The organism is Marinobacter psychrophilus, from assembly GCF_001043175.1.
GTDB lineage: Bacteria > Pseudomonadota > Gammaproteobacteria > Pseudomonadales > Oleiphilaceae > Marinobacter > Marinobacter psychrophilus.
This window is the reverse complement of sequence record NZ_CP011494.1, coordinates 1677876-1702605: the sequence shown is the minus strand read 5'-3', so window position 1 is coordinate 1702605 and position 24730 is coordinate 1677876. Positions and strand designations below refer to the sequence as shown.

General features: G+C 54.5%; 30 protein-coding genes. 25 read left to right on the top strand and 5 right to left on the bottom strand.

Features of this window, described 5'->3' with window-relative positions; translation table 11 throughout:
* The first annotated feature begins 98 nt into the window (after nucleotides 1–98).
* The 4 genes from ABA45_RS07605 to ABA45_RS19675 all read left to right on the top strand — a co-directional run bounded on the left by ABA45_RS07605 (nucleotide 99) and on the right by ABA45_RS19675 (nucleotide 3609).
* Nucleotides 99–1028: a choline ABC transporter substrate-binding protein gene (locus tag ABA45_RS07605; RefSeq protein ID WP_048385069.1), complete on the top strand. Its 930-nt coding sequence runs from the start codon at nucleotides 99–101 to the stop codon at nucleotides 1026–1028.
* Nucleotides 1029–1195: 167 nt separating this feature from the next.
* A complete protein-coding gene (gene choW, locus ABA45_RS07600; protein WP_048385068.1) occupies nucleotides 1196–2044 on the top strand; it encodes a choline ABC transporter permease subunit in 849 nt (282 codons plus the stop codon).
* Nucleotides 2041–3222 carry a choline ABC transporter ATP-binding protein gene (choV, locus tag ABA45_RS07595; RefSeq protein WP_014870895.1) on the top strand — a complete coding sequence of 394 codons (1182 nt, stop codon included), beginning with the start codon at nucleotides 2041–2043 and terminating at the stop codon, nucleotides 3220–3222. The genes choW and choV overlap by 4 nt, the downstream gene beginning before the upstream one ends.
* Nucleotides 3223–3240: 18 nt before the next feature.
* The gene (locus ABA45_RS19675; protein ID WP_048385066.1) at nucleotides 3241–3609 is read left to right on the top strand and encodes an alkaline phosphatase; all 369 of its coding nucleotides are present in this window, start codon (nucleotides 3241–3243) and stop codon (nucleotides 3607–3609) included.
* Nucleotides 3610–3719: 110 nt separating this feature from the next.
* Here ABA45_RS19675 and ABA45_RS07585 read toward each other — a convergent pair whose 3' ends face one another.
* Both ABA45_RS07585 and ABA45_RS07580 read right to left on the bottom strand, forming a co-directional pair.
* Nucleotides 3720–3905, bottom strand: coding sequence for a hypothetical protein (locus ABA45_RS07585; RefSeq protein WP_014870894.1), 186 nt, complete (start codon nucleotides 3903–3905; stop codon nucleotides 3720–3722).
* 113 nt (nucleotides 3906–4018) lie between these two features.
* Nucleotides 4019–4888 (bottom strand): CHAD domain-containing protein, encoded by an 870-nt coding sequence (locus tag ABA45_RS07580; RefSeq protein ID WP_048385064.1) that lies wholly within the window; start codon nucleotides 4886–4888, stop codon nucleotides 4019–4021.
* A gap of 237 nt (nucleotides 4889–5125) precedes the next feature.
* Between ABA45_RS07580 and ABA45_RS07575 the strand changes: the two genes are divergently transcribed.
* The 21 genes from ABA45_RS07575 to phnN all read left to right on the top strand — a co-directional run bounded on the left by ABA45_RS07575 (nucleotide 5126) and on the right by phnN (nucleotide 21812).
* Nucleotides 5126–5638 carry a CAP domain-containing protein gene (locus ABA45_RS07575; protein WP_227506205.1) on the top strand — a complete coding sequence of 171 codons (513 nt, stop codon included), beginning with the start codon at nucleotides 5126–5128 and terminating at the stop codon, nucleotides 5636–5638.
* A 305-nt stretch (nucleotides 5639–5943) separates the two neighbouring features.
* Entirely contained in the window at nucleotides 5944–6798 is an 855-nt protein-coding gene (locus tag ABA45_RS07570; RefSeq protein WP_048385062.1) for a mechanosensitive ion channel domain-containing protein, read from the top strand.
* 19 nt (nucleotides 6799–6817) lie between these two features.
* Complete coding sequence (locus ABA45_RS07565) at nucleotides 6818–7174, top strand: hypothetical protein (protein WP_227506164.1); 357 nt, start codon at nucleotides 6818–6820, stop codon at nucleotides 7172–7174.
* Nucleotides 7175–7249: 75 nt separating this feature from the next.
* Entirely contained in the window at nucleotides 7250–7618 is a 369-nt protein-coding gene (locus ABA45_RS07560) for a VOC family protein (RefSeq protein ID WP_048385059.1), read from the top strand.
* 48 nt (nucleotides 7619–7666) lie between these two features.
* Nucleotides 7667–8020 (top strand): YkgJ family cysteine cluster protein, encoded by a 354-nt coding sequence (locus ABA45_RS07555; protein ID WP_048385056.1) that lies wholly within the window; start codon nucleotides 7667–7669, stop codon nucleotides 8018–8020.
* Between the two features lie 43 nt (nucleotides 8021–8063).
* Complete coding sequence (locus ABA45_RS18470) at nucleotides 8064–8303, top strand: CDGSH iron-sulfur domain-containing protein (RefSeq protein WP_084708289.1); 240 nt, start codon at nucleotides 8064–8066, stop codon at nucleotides 8301–8303.
* A 145-nt stretch (nucleotides 8304–8448) separates the two neighbouring features.
* Nucleotides 8449–9327, top strand: a complete 879-nt coding sequence (locus tag ABA45_RS07550; RefSeq protein ID WP_048385054.1) for a DMT family transporter — start codon at nucleotides 8449–8451, stop codon at nucleotides 9325–9327.
* 14 nt (nucleotides 9328–9341) lie between these two features.
* Nucleotides 9342–9551: a hypothetical protein gene (locus tag ABA45_RS07545; protein WP_048385053.1), complete on the top strand. Its 210-nt coding sequence runs from the start codon at nucleotides 9342–9344 to the stop codon at nucleotides 9549–9551.
* Between the two features lie 147 nt (nucleotides 9552–9698).
* Nucleotides 9699–11321, top strand: a complete 1623-nt coding sequence (locus ABA45_RS07540; RefSeq protein ID WP_048385052.1) for a hypothetical protein — start codon at nucleotides 9699–9701, stop codon at nucleotides 11319–11321.
* A 119-nt stretch (nucleotides 11322–11440) separates the two neighbouring features.
* A complete protein-coding gene (phnP, locus tag ABA45_RS07535) occupies nucleotides 11441–12205 on the top strand; it encodes a phosphonate metabolism protein PhnP (protein WP_048385048.1) in 765 nt (254 codons plus the stop codon).
* Between the two features lie 96 nt (nucleotides 12206–12301).
* Complete coding sequence (phnC, locus tag ABA45_RS07530; protein ID WP_048385047.1) at nucleotides 12302–13150, top strand: phosphonate ABC transporter ATP-binding protein; 849 nt, start codon at nucleotides 12302–12304, stop codon at nucleotides 13148–13150.
* 52 nt (nucleotides 13151–13202) lie between these two features.
* Nucleotides 13203–14204 (top strand): phosphonate ABC transporter substrate-binding protein, encoded by a 1002-nt coding sequence (phnD, locus tag ABA45_RS07525; protein ID WP_048385046.1) that lies wholly within the window; start codon nucleotides 13203–13205, stop codon nucleotides 14202–14204.
* A 98-nt stretch (nucleotides 14205–14302) separates the two neighbouring features.
* On the top strand, nucleotides 14303–15109 hold the full coding sequence (gene phnE, locus ABA45_RS07520; RefSeq protein ID WP_048385045.1) for a phosphonate ABC transporter, permease protein PhnE: 807 nt from the start codon (nucleotides 14303–14305) through the stop codon (nucleotides 15107–15109).
* 32 nt (nucleotides 15110–15141) lie between these two features.
* Nucleotides 15142–15630, top strand: a complete 489-nt coding sequence (gene phnG, locus ABA45_RS07515; RefSeq protein WP_048385044.1) for a phosphonate C-P lyase system protein PhnG — start codon at nucleotides 15142–15144, stop codon at nucleotides 15628–15630.
* 3 nt (nucleotides 15631–15633) lie between these two features.
* On the top strand, nucleotides 15634–16311 hold the full coding sequence (phnH, locus tag ABA45_RS07510) for a phosphonate C-P lyase system protein PhnH (RefSeq protein ID WP_053076135.1): 678 nt from the start codon (nucleotides 15634–15636) through the stop codon (nucleotides 16309–16311).
* Nucleotide 16312: 1 nt separating this feature from the next.
* Entirely contained in the window at nucleotides 16313–17536 is a 1224-nt protein-coding gene (locus ABA45_RS07505; protein ID WP_048385043.1) for a carbon-phosphorus lyase complex subunit PhnI, read from the top strand.
* A complete protein-coding gene (locus ABA45_RS07500) occupies nucleotides 17533–18426 on the top strand; it encodes an alpha-D-ribose 1-methylphosphonate 5-phosphate C-P-lyase PhnJ (RefSeq protein WP_048385042.1) in 894 nt (297 codons plus the stop codon). The genes ABA45_RS07505 and ABA45_RS07500 overlap by 4 nt, the downstream gene beginning before the upstream one ends.
* Nucleotides 18423–19232, top strand: coding sequence for a phosphonate C-P lyase system protein PhnK (phnK, locus tag ABA45_RS07495; RefSeq protein WP_157035532.1), 810 nt, complete (start codon nucleotides 18423–18425; stop codon nucleotides 19230–19232). The genes ABA45_RS07500 and phnK overlap by 4 nt, the downstream gene beginning before the upstream one ends.
* A 31-nt stretch (nucleotides 19233–19263) precedes the next feature.
* Nucleotides 19264–19968, top strand: a complete 705-nt coding sequence (phnL, locus tag ABA45_RS07490; protein WP_048385040.1) for a phosphonate C-P lyase system protein PhnL — start codon at nucleotides 19264–19266, stop codon at nucleotides 19966–19968.
* The gene (locus tag ABA45_RS07485) at nucleotides 19965–21152 is read left to right on the top strand and encodes an alpha-D-ribose 1-methylphosphonate 5-triphosphate diphosphatase (protein ID WP_048385038.1); all 1188 of its coding nucleotides are present in this window, start codon (nucleotides 19965–19967) and stop codon (nucleotides 21150–21152) included. Before phnL ends, ABA45_RS07485 begins: the two co-directional genes overlap by 4 nt.
* 21 nt (nucleotides 21153–21173) lie before the next feature.
* Nucleotides 21174–21812: a ribose 1,5-bisphosphokinase gene (phnN, locus tag ABA45_RS07480; RefSeq protein ID WP_053076134.1), complete on the top strand. Its 639-nt coding sequence runs from the start codon at nucleotides 21174–21176 to the stop codon at nucleotides 21810–21812.
* A gap of 23 nt (nucleotides 21813–21835) precedes the next feature.
* Here phnN and corA read toward each other — a convergent pair whose 3' ends face one another.
* The 3 genes from corA to ABA45_RS07465 all read right to left on the bottom strand — a co-directional run bounded on the left by corA (nucleotide 21836) and on the right by ABA45_RS07465 (nucleotide 24525).
* Nucleotides 21836–22909: a magnesium/cobalt transporter CorA gene (gene corA, locus ABA45_RS07475; protein WP_048385036.1), complete on the bottom strand. Its 1074-nt coding sequence runs from the start codon at nucleotides 22907–22909 to the stop codon at nucleotides 21836–21838.
* 304 nt (nucleotides 22910–23213) lie between these two features.
* Nucleotides 23214–24167, bottom strand: coding sequence for an ornithine cyclodeaminase family protein (locus ABA45_RS07470; RefSeq protein WP_048385034.1), 954 nt, complete (start codon nucleotides 24165–24167; stop codon nucleotides 23214–23216).
* Between the two features lie 4 nt (nucleotides 24168–24171).
* Nucleotides 24172–24525 (bottom strand): RidA family protein, encoded by a 354-nt coding sequence (locus ABA45_RS07465; protein WP_048385032.1) that lies wholly within the window; start codon nucleotides 24523–24525, stop codon nucleotides 24172–24174.
* Between the last annotated feature and the right edge of the window lie 205 nt (nucleotides 24526–24730).

Genomic DNA, 24730 nt, shown 5'->3' with positions numbered 1-24730 from the left:
TACACCCGTGGCCTAGACCCACCCTGTGCGGGCACCCTGATTGGAAAAATGCACAGCGCTAACGCTGTGACCGACAATCCATAAAAAGAGAACGACAAATGAAAAAGCTTGTTTTGGCCTTTGCTGGCCTTGCTATTAGTGGCGCTGCAGTAGCGGCTCCAAATACCGAATGTCAAACCGTCCGTTTTGCCGATGTTGGCTGGACCGACATCACGGCCACCACCGCGCTGGCCTCCGAAGTACTGGAAGGCATGGGCTACGAGCCAAAAGCAAAAGTGCTGTCAGTGCCCGTGGCTTACCGGGCGCTCCAGAACAAAGACATTGACGTGTTTCTGGGCAACTGGATGCCCACCATGGAAGCAGACGTGCGTCCTTACCTGGAAAGCGGTGATGTTGAAACCGTTGTCACTAACCTGGAAGGCGCCAAATACACCTTGGCGGTACCGCAGTACGTTTACGATGCCGGTGTGACCCAATTTGCCGACATTGCCAAGCACGCCGACCAATTTGACGACCGGATTTATGGCATTGAGCCCGGCAACGATGGCAACCGTCTGATTCAAGACATGATCGGCCAGGATGCGTTCGATCTTGGTGAGTTCCGGCTCGTGGAGTCCAGCGAAGCTGGCATGCTGTCCCAGGTTGGCCGTTCAGTTCGTCGTAATGAATGGGTGGTATTCCTAGGGTGGGAACCGCACCCCATGAACGCCAATCATGACATGGCCTACCTGGACGGTGGTGACGACTTTTTTGGCCCCAACTACGGCGGCGCAACCGTTCACACCAACGTGCGTAAGAATTACCTGAACGAATGCCCGAACGTGGGCAAGCTACTGACTAACATGACGTTTTCACTGTCCATGGAAAACGAAGTGATGGGCGCTATTCTGAACGACGGCGAAGAACCACGGGATGCTGCTCACACTTGGCTGGCCAACAACCCGGCCGTATTGGATGTCTGGCTCAAAGGTGTCACAACCTTGAACGGCGATGCAGCACTGCCTGCCGTTAAGGCATCCCTGAAGTAGTACTGAAGAAAGCACTGATGAGCATTTTGTAGAGAATACTTCAGAGAATATTATAGAAAGCACTTTGGTCGCGCTCTGAACTGACAGGTTCAGAGCGCCCGATTCTATAACGAACACCTCCCATTTCCGGTGTCGGCCAAGGCCTGCACCCAACAAGACTGAACGCCATGAGCTGGATAACTGAGCACCAACTGCCTTTCGGCGACTTCGTCGAAGGCATTGTTGATTTTTTGGTCGTCAATTTCAGCGGCTTTTTTGACGCTGTTTCCGATACTCTGAGTAGCATGATCCACGGCCTGACCGGGGCCCTGTTGTGGGTACCGCCTAGCGCTCTGATATTGCTTCTGACGGTGGCGGCGTATCTTCGTCATCGCCGTTGGGGATTGGCCGCTTTTACCGCCTTCAGCTTTTTGCTGATTTGGAATATTGGTTACTGGGAAGACACCATGGCGACGCTGTCGCTGGTGTTGTACGCCACCCTGTTGTGTGTAGTGATCGGCATTCCTTTGGGCATTTATGCGGCTCATAGCCGTTGGCTGTACAAATTCCTGCAGCCGATGCTGGATCTGATGCAGACCATCCCACCTTTTGTTTACCTGATCCCGACGCTGACCTTGTTCGGCCTGGGAGTGGTACCTGGCGTGATCTCAACCGTGATCTTTGCCATCGCCGCCCCGGTACGGCTAACGCACCTGGGCATCTCCCAGGTGCCGAAAGAATTGGTCGAAGCGGGCAAGGCCTTCGGCTGCACCAATCGGCAACTGTTGTTCAAGGTTGAGCTACCCGCTGCCATGAGTTCCATTGGTGCCGGTATTACCCAATGCATCATGTTATCGCTCTCAATGGTTGTTATTGCCGCTTTGGTAGGCGCCGATGGATTGGGTGTACCGGTGGTTCGAGCTTTGAATACGGTCGATATTGGCAAGGGCTTTGAAGCCGGTCTAGCGATTGTGCTGTTGGCCATCTGGATGGACCGGTTCTTCCGCCAAAGTGATGCTAAGGAGACGTCATCATGATCGAATTTGAGAATGTAAACGTCGTCTTCGGCAAAAACCCCAAACGCGCGCTGCCGTTGATTGAACAGGGCATGGACCGGGCTGAAATCCGTGACCAGACCGGATTAGTGGTCGGTGTCCAAAATGCCAGCCTGAGTGTCAAGAAAGGTGAGATTTGCGTTCTGATGGGGCTGTCCGGTTCCGGAAAATCCAGCCTGCTGCGCTGTGTTAACGGCTTGAACGATGTCACCAGTGGTGCCATTCGCATTCGGCACGACGGTGAGATGGTGGATTTTACCCAGGCCAGCGATAAAGTTCAGCGGGACATCCGCACCCGTCGCATCTCCATGGTGTTTCAAAACTTCGCCCTGATGCCCTGGCTGACGGTGGAAGACAACGTTGCTTTTGGTCTGGAGTTGCAAGGTCTGGGCAAGGCCGAGCGCCGCAAGAAGGTCGCGCGTCAATTGGAGTTGGTTGGTCTCTCCAGTTGGGCCAAGTCCAGACCGGCTGAGCTGTCCGGCGGTATGCTGCAGCGGGTGGGGCTGGCCCGGGCATTGGCAACGGAATCGGAAATTCTGCTGATGGACGAGCCATTTTCCGCCCTTGACCCGCTGATTCGTAACCAGTTGCAAGACGAACTGCTGACCTTGCAGGAAGAACTGCAGAAAACGATTGTGTTCGTCAGTCATGATTTGGATGAAGCACTAAAGCTGGGCTCGCACATTGCGATTATGAAGGACGGTCAGATCGTTCAACATGGCAAGCCGGAAGCAATTGTGCTGGAACCCGCGAACGATTACGTCAAAAGCTTTGTTGCCAGCACCAATCCGCTCAATGTTCTGGCCGCACGTTCCCTGGCGTTGCCTATCGGGGAGATACAGGAAGACGCCAGCGGTAATCGTTGCATCAATAAACGCTACGGTATTTGGCTGCACACACCGGATGTAGCCGAAAAAGCGGTGGTCACCAGCGGTGGCCAAACCTTCCAGACCCAACTGTGGCAAGAAGGTCAGGCTATCGAAAGCCTGGCCCAGCAGCCCACCCGCATCGCGCCAGACACCCCCTTGCGGGATGCCGTGGAGATTCGGTACTTCACCGGTCATAGCCTGCTGGTGGAAGAGAACGGTCAAATCACCGGCGCCATCGGCGATCGGGAACTGTATCACGCGATGCTGGGCAAACATTTAGACGATAGCTAAGGCCGCATAGGCCTCTCCATGACTCACGCCAACAACAATCTTGTGGTGGATTCCGCCGCTTCCGCCACGCAACTGGCAACCGGTCAGTTGCGTGGCGCCGAGATGGTTGGCGTAAATAAAGACGGTAACAGCACAGAAAGCATTCTGGAAAAAGCGAAAAACTCGCTATCCCAGAACGACAAAGGATCCTTCCTGATGATCGAAGCCGGGCAAATCGACTGGGCCGCGCATTACAACGACACCGGCACCCACACCAGCACTCACACCGGCACCCACACCCCGGTACTGGTATTTACACAGGGGTCGGGAGACACCAGCGCGCCCTTTGGTAAGTTGCTGCACCACACAGAAGTGGGTCAGCGCGCAATTGAAGCGCTAGGAAACTGACACTCGCCTGACAACCTGTTTGCGTATCTGTTTCAGTGCTCGCCTAGCTTTTTTGGATGTGTAAAAGGGATCCAACCTCATCCTCATTGGCGGTGCACTCCAGCAGCAACTCAATGACGCGGGTTACTGTCGCCAGAGGATGGCTTGTCATCGGATGAGGTGTCATCGGATGTGAGGTAGTAATCCTTTCCCTCAAATATTTTCACCTCGGGATCTTCAATGCTGTTGCTACCGCGGCCCCGAAAAAGCCAAAAGGCCACAACAGCGCCAATAATGATCAAAATGACCCACTTCATACCCCTTTCCTCCACGCAATGAGATACCTTCTCTGATCACCTTTATCCTAGGCCCATGGTGCCAGATCGCAAGCGTTTCCCACTTCTGAGTGAGCCGTTCCATGCACTGAAAACTATAACGACTTGATAAAGGAAGCTGCTGAAACTGAAATAAGGCTTTTCGCCCGTTTGTGGGTCTGCTTTTGAAGCGCCTGAAGCTTCGCAACGATACATGCCTCGGCTAAGTCCCATTGTTCATCATCCAGGTCAATCTCGTGGCGATGATCTGCCAAGTATTCGAGTAATACGGCTTGGTCATTGGCCAAGCCTTGAAGTTCTGTCATTACTTCAAGCTTATTTACCTTTGACTTTGAGCCCTTGCCAAACATCGGACGCAATACACGTAAACAGTAGAACAGGTCTTTTGATCGTTTTCGAAATTGGTGAAAAGCTTCGATTTCGTCAGAGCTATTTGCCTTCTTCTCGGCGTTAAGAGCTTTTTGGTATATGAGTTTGAGGTTGGGCATAAGTGTCGACAGTGACTTTGGAAGATCCCATTCTTCCGGTGCGGCGCTCTGAGCTTCTGCTTCTAAAGCCAGCTCGATGAAAAATTCACGACCTTTAGCCTCGAGTGGATTGAGTTTTTGCTGTCCAGAAAGGAAACAGTCAATGGCGTCGTATCGTTGTTCCTGCAACGCGGCTTTTTCGTTTACCAGTTGCCGCCAGGTTTTCACACGAACCGCTGCGTCTCGGCTGCCGGAAAGCTTCCCGGAAATCGCTTTGTAATGTTCTTGCTGGCGGCTGCACTCGGCTTTGCCAATCTGGGATCCAATCAGCCGTAGTAGAGCACGCGCTTCTTTACAGCTTTTTCGAGCCTCATGGACACCCGTTTCCGGAACCCTGCATGCGTGCAAAAGCGCTAGAGCAATATCTTCGTTAATTGACTGCATCAGCCGCTTGAGCTGCTTGCCAAAGTTACCGGTAGAATTGAGACGAAAGCGCATTACTTCTCTCCACTCTTTATTCAGAAGGTACTGCCGACGTTATCTAAGCCTTATCGAAATCACAAAATAATGGTGTGACTTTAGTATATCGTCGATCCTCTGATAGAATTATTCGTATTCAGCGTAGCGTACGTAGAGAATTTAATACTCAGCTGCGCAGGGATCGATTTTGCTAAAATCGAGGAAAGTCAGATGGCTAAACAGGCTACGGTAATCATGTCCGGTTCTCACTAAGTGATGACTTTCTTATTTACCCGTTCATTGTGCACTCTTACCTTGCTGTTTATTCTCGGGTTTTCCGGTTTTCTTATGGCCGGTAACTGCCAGATGGACGAAGCAGATCAGTCTTTGCTGAATCGAGTCAATGAAGCTCGCAGTCAGCCCCGGCAATGCGGCAGCCACGACTTTAACGCCGTCGATCCGCTGTCCTGGAACTGCAAACTTGAGGATGCCGCGCGAGCCCACTCGGAGGCCATGGCGGAGCTGGAATTCTTTAGTCATACCAGCCCTGACGGCGCTGAGATCGGCGAGCGAGTGAATGACAGAGATTACCGCTGGTCAGCGGTGGGCGAAAACATTGCAGCAGGCCAGAACTCTGTTGAGGAGGTGGTTGATGCGTGGCTCTCGAGCCCGGGACACTGCGCCAATATAATGAGTGCCAAATTCACCGAAATGGGCGCGGTGAGAATTGAGTCGCCAGGCTCGCAATACTCCCCTCTCTGGACCCAGGTTTTTGCCCGGCCGCGTTAATACGGATCTGTTAACCAACTCAAGAGCACCGTGTTTCGCGTGTTTGTAGTTTAATTTGTGTGACCGCCGAAACGTGCCAGCCTGCCGAATTCACAAGGGAATGGAGGTCGATGGTTTCTTTCATACCGGGGAGAGCACTGCACGAGTAGCCGCGTTGTTCGGAGCCGCTGCTCCGCCTAGGTGGGACGCTGTAGTGAGGGCCTGTTCCGCGGGCAACCGTGAGAGAATGAGCTGAATGTCGGCTTGTTACGCCTTCGCTTTCCCCCGACAATACCCCCTCGAATTAACTGTCATGAGACTGAAATATGTTCGAAACCATGGCGCTGATGCCTCAGAATTTTTCGTTGCCAGACGCGATTTGGCGACTGCTGATCAGCACTGGGTTGCTGTTGCTGGCCATCGTTATTCTGCGGACGCTGACCGCCCGCTTTATTCGTCGGCACGTCACGTCGTCAGAGTTGCGGGGCCGGTTACTGATGAACTTTCGCAACGGTTTCCTGTTATTGGGATTACTGGGTCTGGCGCTAATCTGGGGCGACCAGATTCGATCTCTGGCTTTGTCCATCGTCGCTATCGCTGTCGCTTTTGTAGTCGCCACCAAAGAATTGATTCTTTGTGTTTCCGGCGCAATATTAAAGAGTGGTGCCGGCTCGTTCAATCTGGGCGATCGTATTCAGGTTAAGGATTTCCGGGGCGATGTCATCGATCAGACCCTGCTGGCAACGACGGTGCTTGAAGTAGGCCCTGGAAAAACATCCCACCAGCGCACCGGGCGGATGATTGTGATACCCAATGCATTGTTTTTGTCTGAGCCGGTTATCAACGAGAGTTTTACTGACCACTGGGATTTTCATGTTTTTACCGTGCCTTTCAAACGAGAAGATGACTGGCATACCGCCCAAAAAGCACTGCTGGCGGCAGCCAATCGCCATTGCAAGCCCTATCTGGAATCTGTGCGTACGTACATGACTAAGGTTGGCGTTTCGCGGGGCCTGGAAGTGCCTTCTGTAGACCCAAGGGTGACCATTCAGGTTCCGGTAGCCAGCGAGATTCACCTCACCGTCAGGCTGCCAGCCAAACCCAGGCAACGCAGTTATATAGAGCAAGCGATTCTCTCAGAGGTTTTCGCAGACACCGATTATTCCACCGAAAAGCCCTGACGCAAGTTCGGGATTCGTAATGAGCATACGCACATACTGGCGACGTTATGACTTCAAGGAATCAGTAATCACTATGCCTAGCTGCTATAGTTGTCGGGAAGTATTTGAGCCTTCAGCATTAAGAATTTCGTATTCGAAAAACTATTGTGAGAGTTGCGGGGTTGGCCTGTTCGGTGCGGATTACTTCGGCTTCTCTAAAAAGCCTAACCCGACGGCTAAGAAAAAAATAGCCGTCTATTTAAAAGTAATTTTTGTATGGGGCACGGGCTTTTGCTTATTGGTTTTTCTTTTTTTCAGTATGTCCGCGCAGAGCAACGACGACACAAAGCCGCAGGTAGACCGTGCGAACTTACAATCTGATATTTTTGACGGTTGACGCAATGCTCATGCGTCAAAGCGAGATACGGCATTGATGTCTCGGGCGTATTTATATTTCTTACGGAGAGCAGGCATGTTCAGTCACATTATGGTTGGTGCAAACGATGTTCAACAATCAAAGATCTTTTACGATGCTATTCTTGGCTCTCTAGGGCACGAGTCTGGTCTGGTGGATGACAAAGGGCGCTGCTTTTACAGAACAAACAGCGGCACTTTTGCGATTGGAAAGCCAATTGATGGCGAACCCGCTTATCATGGTAACGGCACCACCATCGGCTTTTCTGCAGAAAATTCCGCAACCGTTGATGCCTGGCACTCTGCCGGCATTGCCAATGGTGGCACGTCATGCGAGAACCCACCCGGGCTTCGCGGCGGAGCCAACTTATACATTGCCTATTTAAGAGACCCCTCAGGCAATAAAATCTGCGCGTTATATCGGTAGAGTTGGTTTTTGAAACACAGTTTATGTTTTGGTAAATGGCGGCTATATATGTACAAAAATCGAAATATTATCGCGCGTCTACGCGAGCAGATTCCTTCGTTCGAGTGTGTGGCGGGTTGTCACGATTGTTGCGGGCCGGTAACGACGTCTTCGGAAGAAATGTCGCGCCTGCCTGTAAAAACTGACGCCGAACATGAGGCCGCACTGGGTGACCTTAGCTGTGTGCACCTGGGCCCCGATGGTTGCACAGTTTACGGGGAGCGTCCTTTAATCTGCCGATTATTTGGCACAACACCCAGTTTGCCCTGCCCTAACGGTCGACGCCCCGACGTTATGATTGGCGCCAAAGTTGAGCGCCAGGTCCATCACTACATTGCGAATACGCGGCAAGTATTGGTGTAGACTCTGTGCGGTATGTTCATTCGATCATTGAGAGAGAATAATAATGACAGAAGCCATTCGAGCATCTGATACGCCCTACGCAGTGGAAGTAGAATCTGGAAAAAGTTACTTTTGGTGCGCTTGTGGTAAAAGTGCGAAACAGCCTTTTTGCGACGGTTCTCATAGTGGCTCAGCTTTTAGGCCCGTGAAATACGCGGCACCAGAAACGAAAAAAGTCTTTTTTTGCGGCTGTAAATCAACAGCATCACAGCCACTGTGTGATGGCAGCCACAAGCAAATATAACAAGCCCGTTAAACCCATTTGCGGCGCTCGCCGGAGTACAGACCCGTTGGCGCGTTCCGCACTTTCGACAACAAACACATGCTCCTTACGGGAGTAATGGGCAGGCTGGCGTGGTGGCAACGAGTCGTCAGATAGAGAGTTTCTTATGCGAATAATCATTCTGACAACTCTTGCCATGATTGCCTTCGCGAGTAATTCGGTGCTGGCCAGAATGGCCCTGAAACACACGGATATTGATGCTGCTAGCTTTACGGCGATCCGTTTGATTTCGGGTGCGATTGTACTTTTGCTGGTTGTGCGGATCAGCAACCGGCCCAGCAGCGGCAGTGGAAGCTGGTGGTCTGCTGCGGCCTTGTTCGCCTACGCGGCGGGTTTTTCATTTGCCTATGTGAGTTTGCCCACGGCCACGGGCGCACTGCTGCTGTTCGGCGCGGTTCAAGTCACTATGATTGTTTACGGTTTTTGGGCGGGAGAGCGCCTGCTCAAGCTGCAATTAGCCGGCCTTGCGCTCGCTTTCGGCGGGCTATTGCTGTTGTTTCTGCCTGGTTTGTCAACCACACCGCCAGTGGCCAGTTCCCTGTTGATGCTAGGAGCCGGGATTTGCTGGGGTGTTTATTCTTTGCGCGGGAGAAGTGCCGGCAACCCTGTTCACACAAGCGCCGGGAACTTCACGCGCGCCGTTGCCTTTGCCGTCGTTTTAAGCTTTTTCATGCTGAGCCGGCTTTCTCTGGATGTTGCGGGCATCTGGTACGCAATTATCTCAGGTGCGCTCACATCCGGGCTAGGATATGTTGTATGGTACATGGTATTGCCCATGCTAAAAGCCACGAACGCCGCTGTCATACAGCTCAGTGTTCCGGTGATTGCAGCCGTAGGTGGCGTTGTTTTTCTGGGCGAATTCATAACCTTGCGATTAGTGCTGGCATCCGCCGCCATTCTCGGAGGAATCGCACTTGTCATTGTTCGAAAACCATCTGCTCAGGTTACCCGACAAAATATTGGAAAACACTTTAATGCTAAATAACAGAAATGATTTTAATGGCCAATAAAGAATTTATTTATCAGCGCATCCGTGTTTATGTTGGAAAAGATTTTGACCCAGCCGTTGATGGCGAAGTACAAAGTATTTTACGTTCTAAATTCAACATCCACTTACCGCAGAGAACTTCTCTGAATGATTCTCTAGCATCGACAAAAAGCGACCATGAAATTGTAAGCCTTATTTTACAGTATCGTACAGCCGGCTAATGGTTACCCGCTATGCTGCTAAATACTTGAGCAATATGTTACACGCCTAGCAATCCGAAAACCCCGCCCCATGCGTATCTGTTTTCTTATCGGTATCAACATAGGGTATCCCGTCGGCGGGAGCCCTCTCTTAAAGGACGTCCCCTTTTGAAGCGTTTCGCGCTCACGTTGTTGCTGTTTAATGCTCTGTTGTTGGCGTTACTGTTACCGCGTTACCCTTGGATTCCTTGGATTGCCGCCGAGGCGCTGATAGTTTGTGCCATGTTTAGTCTATTATCGCCGTCTGTATTTACCCGGGTGCTGGCCAGCGTGGTCGGTACGCTGTACGCCGTGTTGGCGTTATTTACACTGAGCGATCTGCTGGTTCGCCAAAGTCTCGGGCGGGGACTCAATCTTTATCTGGAGCTGGGGGTGGTCGGCTCGGTGGTCGACCTGATGCTGAGTAACCTCGGTACTGGCCTTTCACTGCTGATACTGCTGGCTTTACTGCTGGCGTTTTGTGGCTTGGCATTGTGGATAAGCAAGCTGCTAAGCCACCTTGCCGGAGGCTTGCACTCCGGTTTTGGTAAAGCAGCTTTAGCCACAGGGGTAATGCTGGTGGCGGTGTCGTTTACGCCCCAATCAGTGGTAAGCCTGAGCGCTGCGCAGCTAACATCGAACCAGATACTGCTCGCTATCGACACCCGTCGGTCAACGGCAGAGTTCAGCCAGAGTTTGGCGAACGATCCGGCGGCCGGAGAGCCTGTGGCACTGGCCGGCCTGGCCAACACCGATGTGATTTTTGGGTTTATCGAATCCTACGGCATCTCCAGCCTCACCGACGACCGCTTTACGGACCTTATCGGCTCCCGCCTCGACAAAATGGAAGCCGCCGTTAGCGCAGCGGGCCTGTACATGGTGTCTGGACGCTTGGGTTCACCGGTGCAAGGCGGGCAATCCTGGCTGGCACACGCCACGATGTTAAGCGGCCAGTGGATTGATACCCAGCTGGACTACGAGATTTTGCTAGCCAGCGATTACCCCACACTGATAGACGATATGGCGTTAACCGGACACGATACAATCGCAGTGATGCCGGCTATTACCCAAGACTGGCCAGAAGGCCAGGCCTTTGGCTACAACCGTATTTACCAATCCACCACCATGGATTACCAAGGGCCTCCGTTTAACTGGGTGACCATGCCGGATCAGTACACTTGGTCCTGGTTTCAGCGCAGCGTTCGTGAACAAACGGTTGGGCCGATGTTTGCAGAAGTAGCTCTGATTAGCAGCCATGCTCCCTGGGTCCCTATTTTGCCGGTGCTGGACGATTGGGACAGTGTTGGCGACGGCACCGCATTCAAGCAGTGGGAAGGCGCCGGCGAAACACCTGCCAGCCTGTGGCGGGAGCCTGAGCGAGTTCGTGAACACTTCGCTCTTGCTATCGATTACGCGCTGAACGTGGCGACAGGCTATGCAACGCGCCACGTGGATGAGAATACCCTGCTGGTGCTGTTAGGCGATCACCAGCCGGCACCCCTGGTGACCGGCGAAGGCGCCAGCCGTGACGTTATTGTTCACGTGATCAGCGGCAATCCGGAATTACTTGCGCCGTTCTTGGCGACCGGAAGCAACGGCGGTGGGTTGCCCAGCTTTCAACTGGGTGCAAAACCAGACGTGAATCAAGAAGGCCCTAGCATGGCAAGCGTCCGCCCTTTCATGCTCAAGGCGTTCCGTCGAGCGCCGTTGAGCACCGAAGTGGCCTCTGTGAAGGGTGTTGAGCAACCGTAAAAAACGCCGATTTCTGACTGTCACATCTGTTTAACTTTAAAGGGTTATCCTTGACGCTCTTTCCAGTATCAGGCCAACTCTAAGGCCGGTCTGGACACAACCCCTTCTGGGAGCGCCCGATGCGGATAACCTTTCTAGGAACGGGCGCTGCCGGTGGTGTGCCACTTTACGGTTGTAGTTGCGCGGCCTGTTCCGTCGCCAAAACAAACGCGGTCTTTGCGCGCGAGCCCTGCTCTGCCCTGATCGAATCAGGAACCACACGCATTTTGATTGATGGCGGTCTGATGGACCTGCACAAACGCTTCGCTCCCGGCGATCTGGATGCCATTGTGCTGACGCATTTTCACCCTGATCATGTTCAGGGGCTGTTTCACCTGCGCTGGGGCAAGGGGCCGAGTATCCCCGTCTTTATTCCGCCTGACCCTGACGGCTGCGCCGATCTGTTCCGCCATCCTGGCATATTGGATTTCAACCCTCAAAAAGCATTCTCTGCATTTGAAATCGGAGGGTTAAAGGTCACACCTGTGCCATTGATCCACTCGAAGCCGACCTTCGGCTACGTCTTCGAAGTTACCGGTGGCCCCACGTTTGCCTATCTGACCGATACTCGTGGCTTACCCAATGACACCCAACACTTTTTACAAACAATAAAGCCTGATGGACTGGCAATAGACTGCACATTCCCGCCGTCTGGTCAGCCGAAAGGCCATAACGACTGGACCCTGGCTCTGGATTGTATTCAAGCCGTAGATCCGGCCCAGGCGTGGCTCATCCACATCAGCCACGAGCTGGATAACTGGCGCCAGAGTACGAACCCGGCCTTGCCGAATCGTATAAACGTTGCCCGGGACGGGGATTGGGTAGATTTCACACTCCCGTCTTAAAACCTTCAACAAACTGTCATCTAAACGACATCGAATCGTCACAGCCGCCAGAGAAACTACCTGCACACGTTAAAAACGCGACAGGGTAGGCGATCTATGGGTCCCGAAATTCAGGTTCAAGGTTTATCAAAGACGTTTGGCAACAGCAAACGCGAGGATAAAGCCCTCAAGAACATCAATCTTTCCATTGAATCCGGCGAGATGGTAGCCCTTATCGGCCCCTCCGGTTCTGGCAAATCCACCCTCCTTCGCCACCTCGCCGGGCTGAGCTGCGGCGATGTAGACAGCGGCGAAATTCGCGTACTGGGACAACTCGTGCAATGCCAAGGTCGGCTATCACCGGACATCCGAAAAACGCGAGCACGAATAGGCTACATCTTTCAGCAGTTCAACCTTGTCGGCCGCATGAAGGTCATAACCAATGTGCTCACCGGCACTTTAGGCCGCGTGCCCGGTTGGCGTGGATGCCTCGGCTTGTTTAACACCGAAGAAAGAGCCCTGGCCCTAAAATGCCTAAATCGCGTCGGAATGGATCTCTGGGCAACCCAGCGCGCATCCTGTCTGTCAGGCGGCCAGCAGCAACGGGTTGCCATCGCCCGCACACTCACCCAGAAGGCCGAAGTGATTCTTGCTGACGAGCCCATCGCTTCGCTGGATCCTGAATCGGCCCGCCGTGTCATGGAAATTCTCGCCGATATTAATGATCAAGACGGTCGCACCGTTGTGGTCACGCTGCATCAAGTCGAATATGCCCGCGAATTTTGTCACCGAGCGGTAGCACTTAAGGCTGGCGAAATAGTGTATGACGGCCCATCCGCGAATCTGACTCCCGCGGTGCTGGCCAGTATTTACGGCACCACGTCTTTCGACATTGACGGCGAACCTGTCAAGAGCAGAACAACCCCCACACCCACCAAAGCGTTTGCCCTGGCAGCCACCGGCTGACCGGAAAACTGTCCCGTATTTTTACTTACACTCAAAATCACAGGAAAACATTATGTTGAAACAATGGATAGGCCGCATGACCCTGGCGGCCGCAGTCACAGTAGGCGCAGCCGGCTTGCAGGCAGAAGAACAGAAGACTCTTAACTTCGGCATCATTTCAACCGAATCTTCCAGCAATCTAAAAAACGTCTGGGAACCTTTCCTTGAGGACATGTCGGCAAAATTGGACATGGAGGTGAAAGGTTTCTTCGCCCCGGATTATGCCGGCATCATTCAGGGTATGCGCTTCGACAAGGTTGACATTGCCTGGTACGGCAACAAGTCGGCGATGGAAGCTGTCGACCGTGCCGGCGGCGAAATTGTGGTGCAGACTGTGGCAGCGGACGGCTCACCAGGCTACTGGAGCCTGATGATTGTTCACAAAGACAGTACCAACCTGAATACAGTCGAGGATGTGCTCGCCAACGCTAAAGACCTTACGTTTGGTAATGGCGATCCCAACTCCACCTCCGGTTTCCTGGTGCCCAGCTACTACATTTTCGCCAAAAACGGCATCGATCCCAAAAAAGCCTTCAAGCGCACACTAAATTCCGGCCATGAAACCAACGCCATGGCTGTGGCTAACAAACAGGTAGACGTGGCCACCTTCAATACCGAGAGCATGGCACGGTTGCAACTCACTTTTCCGGAAAAAGCAGACAACCTCAAAGTAATCTGGAAATCACCGTTGATTCCGTCTGACCCACTGGTCTGGCGCAAAAATCTGTCTGCGGAAACCAAACAGAAAGTCTACGACTTCCTGATGGGCTACGGCACTACCGGCGACGAAAAAGAATTGAAAATCCTGGCTGATCTCCAATGGGCACCCTTCCGTGCTTCGAGCAATGACCAGTTGATTCCCATTCGTCAGCTCGAAATGTTCAAGCAAAAAGCGGCCATCGAGAACGACAGCCGTTACTCAGCAGAGGAAAAGACCGAAAAGCTGGCTGACATCGCAGCCCAACTGGCCGGCCTGGATCGTCGACTTGCAGCACTGGACGCTGCCCGCGAATAGTCCAACTGATCGACCCCGGGGCTGGCTTATAACGCCAGCCCTTTTCGCGCCGGAGACAACCCCGGTAACTCCAGACGTAAAAGCGACAGGCAGCTCTCATGCAAAGCGCATCAACACACTCACATCTTCCCGAAGGCCAAAGCAACTTGCTTTCACGGAGCTGGGCGGCCTTGCTGGGCTGGGGCATCACCGGCGCTGTCCTAATCTGGGCCTGGGAGGGAGCCGAGATGAATCCGGCGGCTCTGATTGCCGACGGTAACAACATGGCTGTGTTCGCAGCCGATTTTTTCCCACCCGATTTTCACCATTGGCCGCTCTATGTCAGCGAGATGGTCACCACCGTACAGATTGCGATCTGGGGCACCGTAATGGCCGTTATTCTAGCCATCCCTTTCGGAATCATGTCCTCGGAAAATCTCGTGCCCTGGTGGGTCTGCCAGCCAGTTCGCCGCTTGATGGACTCGTTCCGCGCCATCAACGAGATGGTCTTTGCCATGCTGTTTGTGGTCGCGGTAGGGCTGGGACCGTTCGCCGGGGTCATGGCGTTGTTCATCCATACCACCGGGGTGCTGGCAAAACTGTTTTCCGAAGCCGTAGAGGCCATTGACCCAGGGCCGGTAGAAGGTGTGCGAGCCACCGGAGCCAGTGGTCTGCAGGAAATTATTTATGGCGTTATCCCGCAGGTTTTGCCGTTGTGGATTTCCTATTCACTGTACCGATTCGAATCCAATGTCCGCTCCGCTACGGTTGTGGGCATGGTGGGCGCCGGGGGCATCGGCGTGATTCTATGGGAAAGCATGCGCGGCTTCCAGTTTGCTCAAACCTGCGCGGTGATGATCATCATTATTCTGGTCGTGACCTCACTGGATATCACGTCTCAGTGGGTCCGCAAACGCTTCATCTAGATAACTGGCCCACTTACAGGAGAAAACGGCCCATGACCCACGCGCAGGCCTTTTCGCAGAGCTTTTCACAAACTAAGGATTCCACGTCGGAGGTCGCCGATCGTCAATATTGGATGTCGGTATTGGCAAGAGCCGACCTGAGTGACTTGGAGACTTACTGGCAAAACCTGCCACTCCAACCGACTTTCCGCCACCTCCGTAAACCGGAAATTGGCATGGCCATGGTGCGTGGCCGCACCGGAGGCACAGGCTCGCCCTTTAATCTCGGCGAAATAACGCTTACCCGGTGTGTGGTGGAACTGGATGGCAGTACACAGGGCTTTGGCTATGTCAGTGGCCGCAGCCGGCGCCACGCTGAACTGGCGGCACTGTTCGACGGCCTGATGTGCGAAAACAGCCGCATACACGGCCCTGCATTGATACAGCCACTGCACGAGCAGTGGCTGGCTCGTCGTGAAAAGGTCTCCCGCAAAGCTGCCACAACCAAAGTTAACTTCATGACCATGGTAAGGGGGAGCTAGTCGATGACCGCGACCAACGAGAGTCACCCATTCGCCATGCCGGCGCTGTCCACAACATTTTCGCCGGCGCTCTCACCGGCATTCTCACCGGCATTCTCACTGGCCGGGCTTTGTGCCGGATTCGACGATCCGGTGCATCAGTCACAACAGGTGTTTCGGCGCGCGCTCACCGCGCTCTCTGAGCCCGGAACCGTGCAAAATGTGCCAGAGATCCCAGCGCCTGAAGGCGTGCACATTGCGTCATACCAGCTTTGCCTGACACTTCTGGACGCGGAAACACCCTTGTGGATTGCGCCGGCCTTAAGAACCGACGCCCTGGTGAGCGCGCTGCGCTTTCATTGTGGTTGTCGCCTTGTGGACGAACCGGGCCAGGCAGAGTTTGCCCTGATACCGCCAGATTTCGACGGCGATCTGACCTATTTTGCCCAAGGCAGCCATGAATACCCAGATCGCTCCACCACCGTGATCGTGCAGGTGGAAAGCCTGGATGCCGACAGCACTTGGGCTCTGCGTGGACCGGGGATTGATGGCGTACGCACGGTCGGCATCGCCGGTCTGGACCGGCGCTGGCCTGGCATGCTGGCCGATAATTGCCGTCAATTTCCTTGTGGCGTTGACCTTCTGTTCACCGCCGGAACGGCCCTGATGGGTCTGCCACGCACCACTCGAGTGGAGATATAGCATGTACGTAGCTGTCAAAGGCGGCGAAAAAGCCATCGATCAGGCCCACAGCTGGCTCGACGAAACCCGCCGCGGTGACACCTCGATACCGGAACTGAGCGTTGCCCAGATTCGCCAACAGATGGGACTCGCCGTAGACCGGGTCATGGCCGAAGGTTCTCTTTACGACCCGGAACTTGCAGCACTGGCGCTCAAGCAGGCCAGCGGCGATTCTATTGAGGCTATTTTTCTTCTGCGGGCCTATCGCACGACCCTGCCGCGTTTCCTCGCGTCTCTGCCGATGGAAACCAACACCATGGCTATCCAGCGCAGGATTTCCGCTGCCTACAAGGATCTGCCTGGGGGCCAAGTGTTAGGCCCCACCTACGATTACACCCATCGATTGCTGGATTTTACGTTGTTGGCCAATGGTGAGCGGGGCTCTTCGTCACCTTCTCCATCACCCTCTACGATTCCTTCCACGCAGCCCTCTGACGAAATGGTAGAAGACTGCCCACGGGTACTGGATTTCCTCAACAGCGAGGGACTGATTGAAAGCCCACTGGCCAATAGCGGTGACCTTCAACCCGACGATTCGGCGCCGGCCGATCTTACCCGCCAACCACTGGACTATCCCGCTAGCCGCGACCTGCGCCTTCAAGCCCTGGCCCGCGGCGACGAAGGATTCCTGCTGGCACTCGCCTACTCTACCCAGCGCGGTTACGGTCGTAATCACCCGTTTGCAGGGGAAATCCGCCAGGGCGAAGTGGCGGTGGAAATCGCACCGGAAGAACTGGGCTTTCCCGTTATTGTCGGTGACATTCAGGTTAGCGAATGCGACATGATCAACCAGTTTATCGGCACCGCCACCGAGGCACCACGTTTTACCCGTGGCTACGGTCTGGCGTTTGGCAATTCCGAGCGCAAGGCACTGGCGATGGCGCTGGTGGATCGCGCGCTGCGGGCGCGGGAGTTGGGTGAGGACGTGGTTTCGCCGGCGCAAGACGAGGAGTTTGTTCTCGCCCACTGCGACAACCTCGACTCCTCGGGTTTCGTGTCTCATCTGAAGCTACCGCACTACGTTGATTTTCAGTCTGAGCTGGTACTGCTGCGACGACTCCGTAAAGAGTTTGAACAACGCAAATCAGGCCACCAGAACCCAAAAATGAACACCACGTCCAAACCCGGCAACCAAGATGAGCCGAGCATGGACAACGAACAACACCGTGAGGTGAAACAGGCATGACTAGCGCAGCTTCTAACCACAATTCTGACACCGAGAGTGACAGCAACGGCTATAACTTCGCTTATCTGGACGAGCAGACCAAACGGATGATTCGCCGATGCCTGCTGAAAGCCGTGGCGGTGCCCGGCTATCAGGTACCATTCGGCGGACGCGAAATGCCGCTACCCTATGGCTGGGGCACCGGTGGCATGCAGGTTACGGCCACTATTATCGGTCAGGATGACGTTCTCAAAGTCATCGACCAGGGCGCAGACGACACCACCAATGCGGTCAGCATCAGGCGCTTTTTTGCCCGCACCGCCGGCGTTGCCACCACAGAATCCACCTGTGAAGCGAGCGTTATCCAGACCCGTCACCGGATACCGGAGACGCCGCTCAGCCACGGCCAGATACTGGTCTATCAGGTACCGATTCCCGAGCCGCTGCGGTTCATCGAACCACGGGAAACCGAGACCCGGAAAATGCATGCGCTGCAGGAATACGGTGTGATGCACGTCAAGCTGTATGAGGACATTGCCCGCTTCGGGCACATCGCTACTACCTATGCCTATCCGGTCAAGGTCAACGGCCACTATGTGATGGACCCGTCACCTATACCCAAATTTGACAACCCAAAGATGCACGGCAACCCGGCGCTGCAACTGTTCGGCGCTGGCCGGGAGAAACGCATCTACGCTATCCCGCCATTCACCCGGGTTGAAAGTCTCGATTTCGAGGATCACCCCTTCGAGATCCAAGGCTGGGACCAGACCTGCGAGTTTTGCGGGTCGGACCATTCCTTCCTCGATGAAGTTGTGACCGACGATGAGGGCGGGCGTATTTTCATCTGTTCTGACACCGACTATTGCAACCAGCGCTTCGAGACCGGCGCCCGTCAGGAGGCTGTATGACGAACACGGCAATGGCTATGGCAGAAGAGGGCTTGGCCGAGCCTCTGCTGAAGGTGAACAATCTGCGCAAACTTTACGCCCCTGGCAAAGGTGTGGATGGCGTCGACTTTGAACTCTGGCCCGGCGAAGTGCTGGGAATAGTGGGCGAGTCGGGCTCCGGCAAAACCACGCTGCTGCAATGCCTGTCTGGAATGCTGACGCCAGACTCCGGACAGATTGAGTACACCGGCAAACAGGGCGACAAACTCGACATCTACGACATTACCGAAAGCCAGCGCCGGCTTTTGCTGCGCACTGACTGGGGAATTGTCCACCAGCATCCACGGGATGGCCTGAGGATGGGCGTGAGCGCTGGCGCCAATATTGGTGAGCGCTTGATGGCCATCGGCGAACGTCATTACGGCACCCTGCGTTCAACAGGGGAAGCCTGGCTGCGAGAAGTGGAAATCGATACCGCCCGTATTGATGACCTGCCGCGCACCTTTTCCGGAGGCATGCAGCAGCGCCTTCAGATTGCCCGCAATCTGGTCACCCAGCCGCGAGTGGTTTTCATGGATGAGCCCACCGGCGGGCTGGATGTCTCGGTTCAGGCTCGCCTGCTGGATATGCTGCGTAACCTGGTAGTAGACCTGGGCCTGTCTGTTGTGCTGGTAACACACGACCTTGCTGTCGCCCGACTGTTATCCCACAGGCTTATGGTGATGCGTGGCGGCAAAGTAGTTGAGCAAGGCCTTACCGACCAGATTCTGGATGACCCACAACACCCATACAGTCAATTGCTTGTGTCTTCGGTGTTGACCCCGTGACACCGCACTGTGATCGAACTGGAGAACTGCAATGACGGTCATGATCCAGGTTACCGACCTGAACAAACGATTCACCCTGCACAATCAGGGTGGTGTTTCCTACTCTGTCCTCACAGATGTGTCCTTTGACGTGAACGCTGGCGAATGCGTCGTGCTGGACGGGCGCTCGGGATCCGGGAAAAGTACCCTTTTGCGTTCGCTTTATGCCAACTATAAGCCCCAGTCCGGTCAGCTTCATGTTCGGCACCAAGGCGAGCTTACCGACCTGGTTACAGCAACACCCAGGCAGATTCTGAACATCCGGCGCCAAACCCTGGGCTATGTTAGCCAGTTCCTGCGGGTTATTCCCCGGGTATCTACCCTCGAAGTGGTGATGGAACCGCTAAGGGCCCTGGGCGTAGACCGGGAGAGCTGTCGCAAAAAAGCCTCCGAATTGCTACGCCAGCTGAACATACCCAAGACGCTCTGGCACCTGGCTCCCTCGACCTTTTCCGGCGGCGAGCAGCAGCGAGTCAATATCGCCCGGGGCTTTGTGGTTGATTACCCGATCCTTTTGCTGGACGAACCCACGGCTTCTCTGGACGCAGATAACTGCGCTGTTGTGGTGTCGCTTATCCAGCAGGCGCGGGAACGCGGCGCGGCTATTGTCGGTATTTTCCACGACGCCGGGTTACGCGACCAGCTAGCCGACCGCCGAATACCCCTGACCAGCCTCGCGAAAGAGGAAGCAGCATGAGCGCCATGGACCTGACATTGGAACGACCGCAGCTTGAAAACAGTGAGTTACTGCTCACCAACGCCCGTATTGTGACTGAAACCGAGGTATTTACCGGCACACTCAAAGTCCGGAATGGTCTGATCAACGCTATAGATCGGGGCAATACCCGAGCAGCCAAAGCCCAGGATTGCCAGGGAGCCTATCTGATTCCGGGACTGGTGGAACTGCATACAGACAACCTTGAAAAGCACTTTTCGCCACGGCCGGGTGTTATCTGGCCCAGCCATCCGGCCGTGCTCACCCACGACGCCCATATTGTATCGTCTGGCATAACCACGGTATTCGACGCGTTGTCCATCGGTGATATTGTTGATGGCAGCAATCGCCTGAGCCACCTCAGGACCCTCATCGACGCTCTGTCGGAGACACGTGATGCGGGCATCTTGCGGGCCGATCACCTGCTGCACCTGCGCTGCGAAGTCAGTTTTGGCGAAACTCTGCAACTGTTCGAAGAGCTGGTTGATCATCCCCTGCTCCAGCTTGTCTCGGTCATGGACCACACACCAGGACAGCGTCAATTCGTTCGGGAGGACAAGTACCGGCAGTATTACCAGGGCAAGCACAACCTCAACAATGCTGAAATGGACGCCTTCACGCACAAACGCAAGGAATCCGCTCTACTGCACAGCGACCGAAACCGCCTAGCCGTCGTCGCCATTTGCCAGGCCAGAGGCATCCCGCTGGCCAGCCATGATGACGCGACCCTCGACCATGTTGCAGAGTCGGCAGCATTGGGTATGCGTATTGCGGAATTTCCCACCACCTGGGAAGCGGCTAAAGCCTCCCATGACAAAGGGTTGCGTGTATTGATGGGTGCGCCCAATATTGTGCGGGGAGGCTCTCACTCAGGCAACATTGCAGCAGCCGAGCTAGCCTCCGCCGGCGTGCTCGATATACTGTCGTCGGACTATTATCCCGCCAGCATGCTGCACGCGGCATTTCGCCTGGCCAGCATGGAAGACAACGACTATGACATGGCTCGGGCCATCGCCACCGTCACTTCCACCCCTGCGCGCTGCGCCAACCTCCATGACCGCGGCGTGATCGAACGCGGCAAACGGGCAGACCTGGTGCTAGTAGAACCCAGAAATCAGTTGCCGGTGATTCAAAACGTCTGGCGAGGCGGAAAACGGGTGTATTGAGACGCTACTGAGGAGCGAAAGGTGCCAGAATCAAACAATAGACAGCCGCTTGCGGCCGGGTTAGGACGCCTGTTTTACATTATGGGGGCGTCAGGCGCGGGCAAGGATACGCTACTACGAGGCTGTCGGAGAGACTCTACCGATGACATGAGGCCACTTGTGGCCCACCGCTATATAACCCGAAAGGCGGATGGCGGCACAGAGCGCCATGTCTGGCTTTCAGACACCGAGTTCGAGCAACGGGTAGCCATAGATGCCTTTGCCATGCACTGGTCAGCCAATGGTTTCCGCTACGGAATCGGCCGCGAGATCGACCAGTGGCTTGCTCACGGTGGCCAGGTACTGGTGAATGGATCCCGCGCCTATCTTGATGAGGCTCAGTCGCATTATGGCGACACACTTGTTCCAGTGCTGATCCGTGTCGACCCCGACCGGCTGCAACAGCGCCTGGTAATGCGCGGCCGGGAATGCGCTGAGCAGATCGACGCGCGTATTCGCCGTGCCCGGGAGCTGGAACAACAACTCCCTTCAAACTGCCTTGTGATCGAGAACAATGGGAACGTGGAAGACGCTGTATCCAACCTGTTGGCTGCGATCGCAGAACAACAGAACAGTCACCGACGCGGGCTACATTCAGGGCTCTGTGGGAAGCATTTATAGTAAGTTAGAACCGACCCAGTCGGTTATATCCAGTGCCTACGTTTGAAGAACCAGAGCAACCCCAGAACGATTAAAATCATGGCGCCCCAGACCATCGGGTAGCCGTAATACCAGCCCAGTTCCGGCATAGACCAGGGGCTGCCCGGATGGTCAAAATTCATGCCGTAAACACCCACCACAAACGTCAGCGGAATGAAGATGGTTGCGATAATCGTCAACACCCGCATCGTCTCATTGGTGCGCTGGCTGATACTGGACAGGTAGATATCCAGCATACTGGTCGCCATATCGCGAAAGCTTTCCAATAATTCGATAATCTGAATGCTGTGGTCGTAACAGTCCCGGAAATACACCAGGGTGTTTGCCAGAATCAGCTCGTCCTCACCCCGCATGAGCGTCGTGATCAGTTCCCGCTGGGGCCAGAGCACCCGGCGTAAGGTCAGCAGTTCGCGCTTAAGCTCATGCAATGACGCCAGCGTTTTCTGACTCGGGCGCTCCAGCAACTCCTCCTCAAGCGCTTCAAGCTGGCCGCCGAATTGTTCCAGTACCGGAAAACCGGCATCAATAATAAAATCCATCAGCGCGTACAGCAGATAATCAATCCCGCGGTCAGCGAAGCGGCGGTTGTTGGGTTGTCGCATGCGCTTGCGTACCGGCTCAAAAGGGTCGTTCGCCAGAGGGCAAAAGCAGATCAAATAGTTTTTTCCAACAAACAGGCTAACCTGAACCATCTCTAAATTCTGGCCATCGTAAACAGGCAATGTCGCGATGATGAAAATCTGATCGTCATAAAGTTCGATTTTGGGGCGTTGGCCACTGTTGATAATGTCCTCCAGCGCCAGGTCATGAAGGTCAAACAATTCGCCAAAATCTCGAAGGGTATCTGGATCGATATGCCCGTTTACTTGAATCCAGGTTTTGCTCTGCCGATCCAGAAATGGCCGACAATCGCGTGCAGAGGCAGGTTGGAGTTCCTCAACCGAAGACTCCGTGTAATCAATCAGCTTTATGGTGACCGGCGTTACCGGTTTCTGAATGGCCACCAGGGTTCCGGGTGCTGTACCCGGGCTGTGGTAGTGTTTGTTAAAATAGGCCATAAATCATTCGCCCGGGCGCTGTTTGACGGTTTCATGGGTCAACGTATTTTCTCGAAATACCCCCACCCTAATTATTTTTTAGTGATGCATTTCATAGGTTTTTGCACTCTGAAACCAGAATTATAGACGCTAGTTCAAGCCATGCTAAAGTCATAAAACGAGAAGGATCACGGCTAGCTCACCTTAACAATTCCCGCTTGCAACGTGTGCTCTGAATGCGGAAAGAGAAAAGGCAGAGTGGTGTGCTCAGCGACAGCATCGATAGGGCCAATCAATGCCCATTCGCCTGTCGCCAGAGGTCGAACTATTTAACACGTTGCCAGACTTCAATGGCGGCGGCCAGATCTTCCAACGATGCACCGACCGATTTAAAAACGGTGATGGCGTCGCCACTGGAGCGGCCCGGATGACGACCTTGCAGGACTTCCGCCAAATCGGCTGCAATATCAGTGAAACGGAAGACGCCTTCCCCAGCGGCGAAATGGAGATCCCCAGCTTCACCTTCGGCCCCTGCGTAGGTGTCCACATAGACTTCACCGCGGGCAATACAGTGGCTGTCGGTTTCTCGCATCGTGCGTCGGAAGGCGCCCACCAGATCAAGGTGGCAACCGGGTGAAAGCCACGTACCCAGCACGATGGGCTGATCCGACAAGGTGGCACAGCTGATGATATCTGCAGTGGCTGCACTGGCCGGTAGATCCGTGATCGCTGACACGCTATCAAAGGGAACCATTCCGCCTTTGTAATGGGCGTATTCGTTTGCCAGGGCCTGCGCCTTATCAGGATTGCGGCCCCACACCATCACCTTGCGGATGGGGCGCACGCTGGCATGGGCCTCGATCAGCATCGGCGCCAGTTTACCCGTGCCAATCACCAATAGGGTTTCGGAGGCCTCGCGAGAAAGCGCGCGGCTGGCCAGTGCCGAGGCGGCAGCCGTGCGCCGGCGAGTCAGCTCGCTGCCATCGAAACAGGCCAACGGTTGACCATTGGCGCCGTCACAAAGCATGTAAATCCCTGAAATAGCGGGCAGCCCCTTGTCGGCATTCTGGGGGAAAACGTTCACCATTTTCATCCCGATGTAGCCGTCCGGTTCCCATGCGGGCATCAGCAGCATGGTTGCCTCGCCATCATCTCGCTGGATCGTATGGTGATGGCGAGGCGGCGCCTCGACACCTTCCCGGAAGGCCTGTCCAATCCTGTCAATTAAAGGTAGCCACGGCAGTGATCTCGCGACTTCCTCTGCAGAGATAACGTGCATAGAATTACTCCGGTAGCGCCGCGATAACCATGATTTCCACTTTCCATTCAGGCTTGGCGAGACGCGCCTCTACACAGACTCTGACTGGAGTGCGGCCTGGTGTCACCCAGTTGTCCCATGCGCTATTCATGCCAGCAAAGTCAGCCATATCGGCCACCCAGATAGAGGCGGATAGCAAGTGGGACTTATCAGTGCCTGCTTCTGCCAGCAGGCGATCAAGTCCTTCCAGTATCTGCTGCGTCTGGCCAGCGGCATCAGCGGTGGCATCGCTGGCAACCTGCCCGGCAGTATAAACGGTGCCCAAATGGACAGTGACTTGGCTCATCCGAGCGCCGGACTCCAGGTAATTAATCGTCATAGTATTCTCCAGTTGAAAGTGGACGGTTTTGGGTAAACCCGTTGATAAAGCCCGTTAAAAAAGTTCGTCGATTGTTTTTTGGCCGACAGGTACCATACCATTCTGCGTTCCGCAAAAGGGCCATGGCAGTGAGATACTCAGGACACCGTGCCCGCCGACTGGGCCTAAATCGCGGTGACATGGCTTTTTTTCGAACCGAAAAGTG

Coding starts and splice junctions, on each gene's coding strand:
- ABA45_RS07580 (WP_048385064.1), bottom strand. CDS start 4,888: ATGCGCTTTCGTCTCAATTCTACCGGTAACTTTGGCAAGCAGCTCAAG.
- phnD (WP_048385046.1), top strand. CDS start 13,203: ATGTTGAAACAATGGATAGGCCGCATGACCCTGGCGGCCGCAGTCACA.
- phnP (WP_048385048.1), top strand. CDS start 11,441: ATGCGGATAACCTTTCTAGGAACGGGCGCTGCCGGTGGTGTGCCACTT.
- ABA45_RS07470 (WP_048385034.1), bottom strand. CDS start 24,167: ATGCACGTTATCTCTGCAGAGGAAGTCGCGAGATCACTGCCGTGGCTA.
- ABA45_RS07550 (WP_048385054.1), top strand. CDS start 8,449: ATGCGAATAATCATTCTGACAACTCTTGCCATGATTGCCTTCGCGAGT.
- ABA45_RS07505 (WP_048385043.1), top strand. CDS start 16,313: ATGTACGTAGCTGTCAAAGGCGGCGAAAAAGCCATCGATCAGGCCCAC.
- ABA45_RS07465 (WP_048385032.1), bottom strand. CDS start 24,525: ATGACGATTAATTACCTGGAGTCCGGCGCTCGGATGAGCCAAGTCACT.
- ABA45_RS07570 (WP_048385062.1), top strand. CDS start 5,944: ATGTTCGAAACCATGGCGCTGATGCCTCAGAATTTTTCGTTGCCAGAC.
- choW (WP_048385068.1), top strand. CDS start 1,196: ATGAGCTGGATAACTGAGCACCAACTGCCTTTCGGCGACTTCGTCGAA.
- choV (WP_014870895.1), top strand. CDS start 2,041: ATGATCGAATTTGAGAATGTAAACGTCGTCTTCGGCAAAAACCCCAAA.
- phnK (WP_157035532.1), top strand. CDS start 18,423: ATGACGAACACGGCAATGGCTATGGCAGAAGAGGGCTTGGCCGAGCCT.
- ABA45_RS07545 (WP_048385053.1), top strand. CDS start 9,342: ATGGCCAATAAAGAATTTATTTATCAGCGCATCCGTGTTTATGTTGGA.
- ABA45_RS07500 (WP_048385042.1), top strand. CDS start 17,533: ATGACTAGCGCAGCTTCTAACCACAATTCTGACACCGAGAGTGACAGC.
- phnE (WP_048385045.1), top strand. CDS start 14,303: ATGCAAAGCGCATCAACACACTCACATCTTCCCGAAGGCCAAAGCAAC.
- phnC (WP_048385047.1), top strand. CDS start 12,302: ATGGGTCCCGAAATTCAGGTTCAAGGTTTATCAAAGACGTTTGGCAAC.
- ABA45_RS07560 (WP_048385059.1), top strand. CDS start 7,250: ATGTTCAGTCACATTATGGTTGGTGCAAACGATGTTCAACAATCAAAG.
- ABA45_RS07555 (WP_048385056.1), top strand. CDS start 7,667: ATGTACAAAAATCGAAATATTATCGCGCGTCTACGCGAGCAGATTCCT.
- phnH (WP_053076135.1), top strand. CDS start 15,634: ATGACCGCGACCAACGAGAGTCACCCATTCGCCATGCCGGCGCTGTCC.
- ABA45_RS18470 (WP_084708289.1), top strand. CDS start 8,064: ATGACAGAAGCCATTCGAGCATCTGATACGCCCTACGCAGTGGAAGTA.
- ABA45_RS07575 (WP_227506205.1), top strand. CDS start 5,126: ATGACTTTCTTATTTACCCGTTCATTGTGCACTCTTACCTTGCTGTTT.
- ABA45_RS07585 (WP_014870894.1), bottom strand. CDS start 3,905: ATGAAGTGGGTCATTTTGATCATTATTGGCGCTGTTGTGGCCTTTTGG.
- ABA45_RS07485 (WP_048385038.1), top strand. CDS start 19,965: ATGAGCGCCATGGACCTGACATTGGAACGACCGCAGCTTGAAAACAGT.
- ABA45_RS19675 (WP_048385066.1), top strand. CDS start 3,241: ATGACTCACGCCAACAACAATCTTGTGGTGGATTCCGCCGCTTCCGCC.
- phnL (WP_048385040.1), top strand. CDS start 19,264: ATGACGGTCATGATCCAGGTTACCGACCTGAACAAACGATTCACCCTG.
- phnG (WP_048385044.1), top strand. CDS start 15,142: ATGACCCACGCGCAGGCCTTTTCGCAGAGCTTTTCACAAACTAAGGAT.
- corA (WP_048385036.1), bottom strand. CDS start 22,909: ATGGCCTATTTTAACAAACACTACCACAGCCCGGGTACAGCACCCGGA.
- ABA45_RS07565 (WP_227506164.1), top strand. CDS start 6,818: ATGAGCATACGCACATACTGGCGACGTTATGACTTCAAGGAATCAGTA.
- ABA45_RS07605 (WP_048385069.1), top strand. CDS start 99: ATGAAAAAGCTTGTTTTGGCCTTTGCTGGCCTTGCTATTAGTGGCGCT.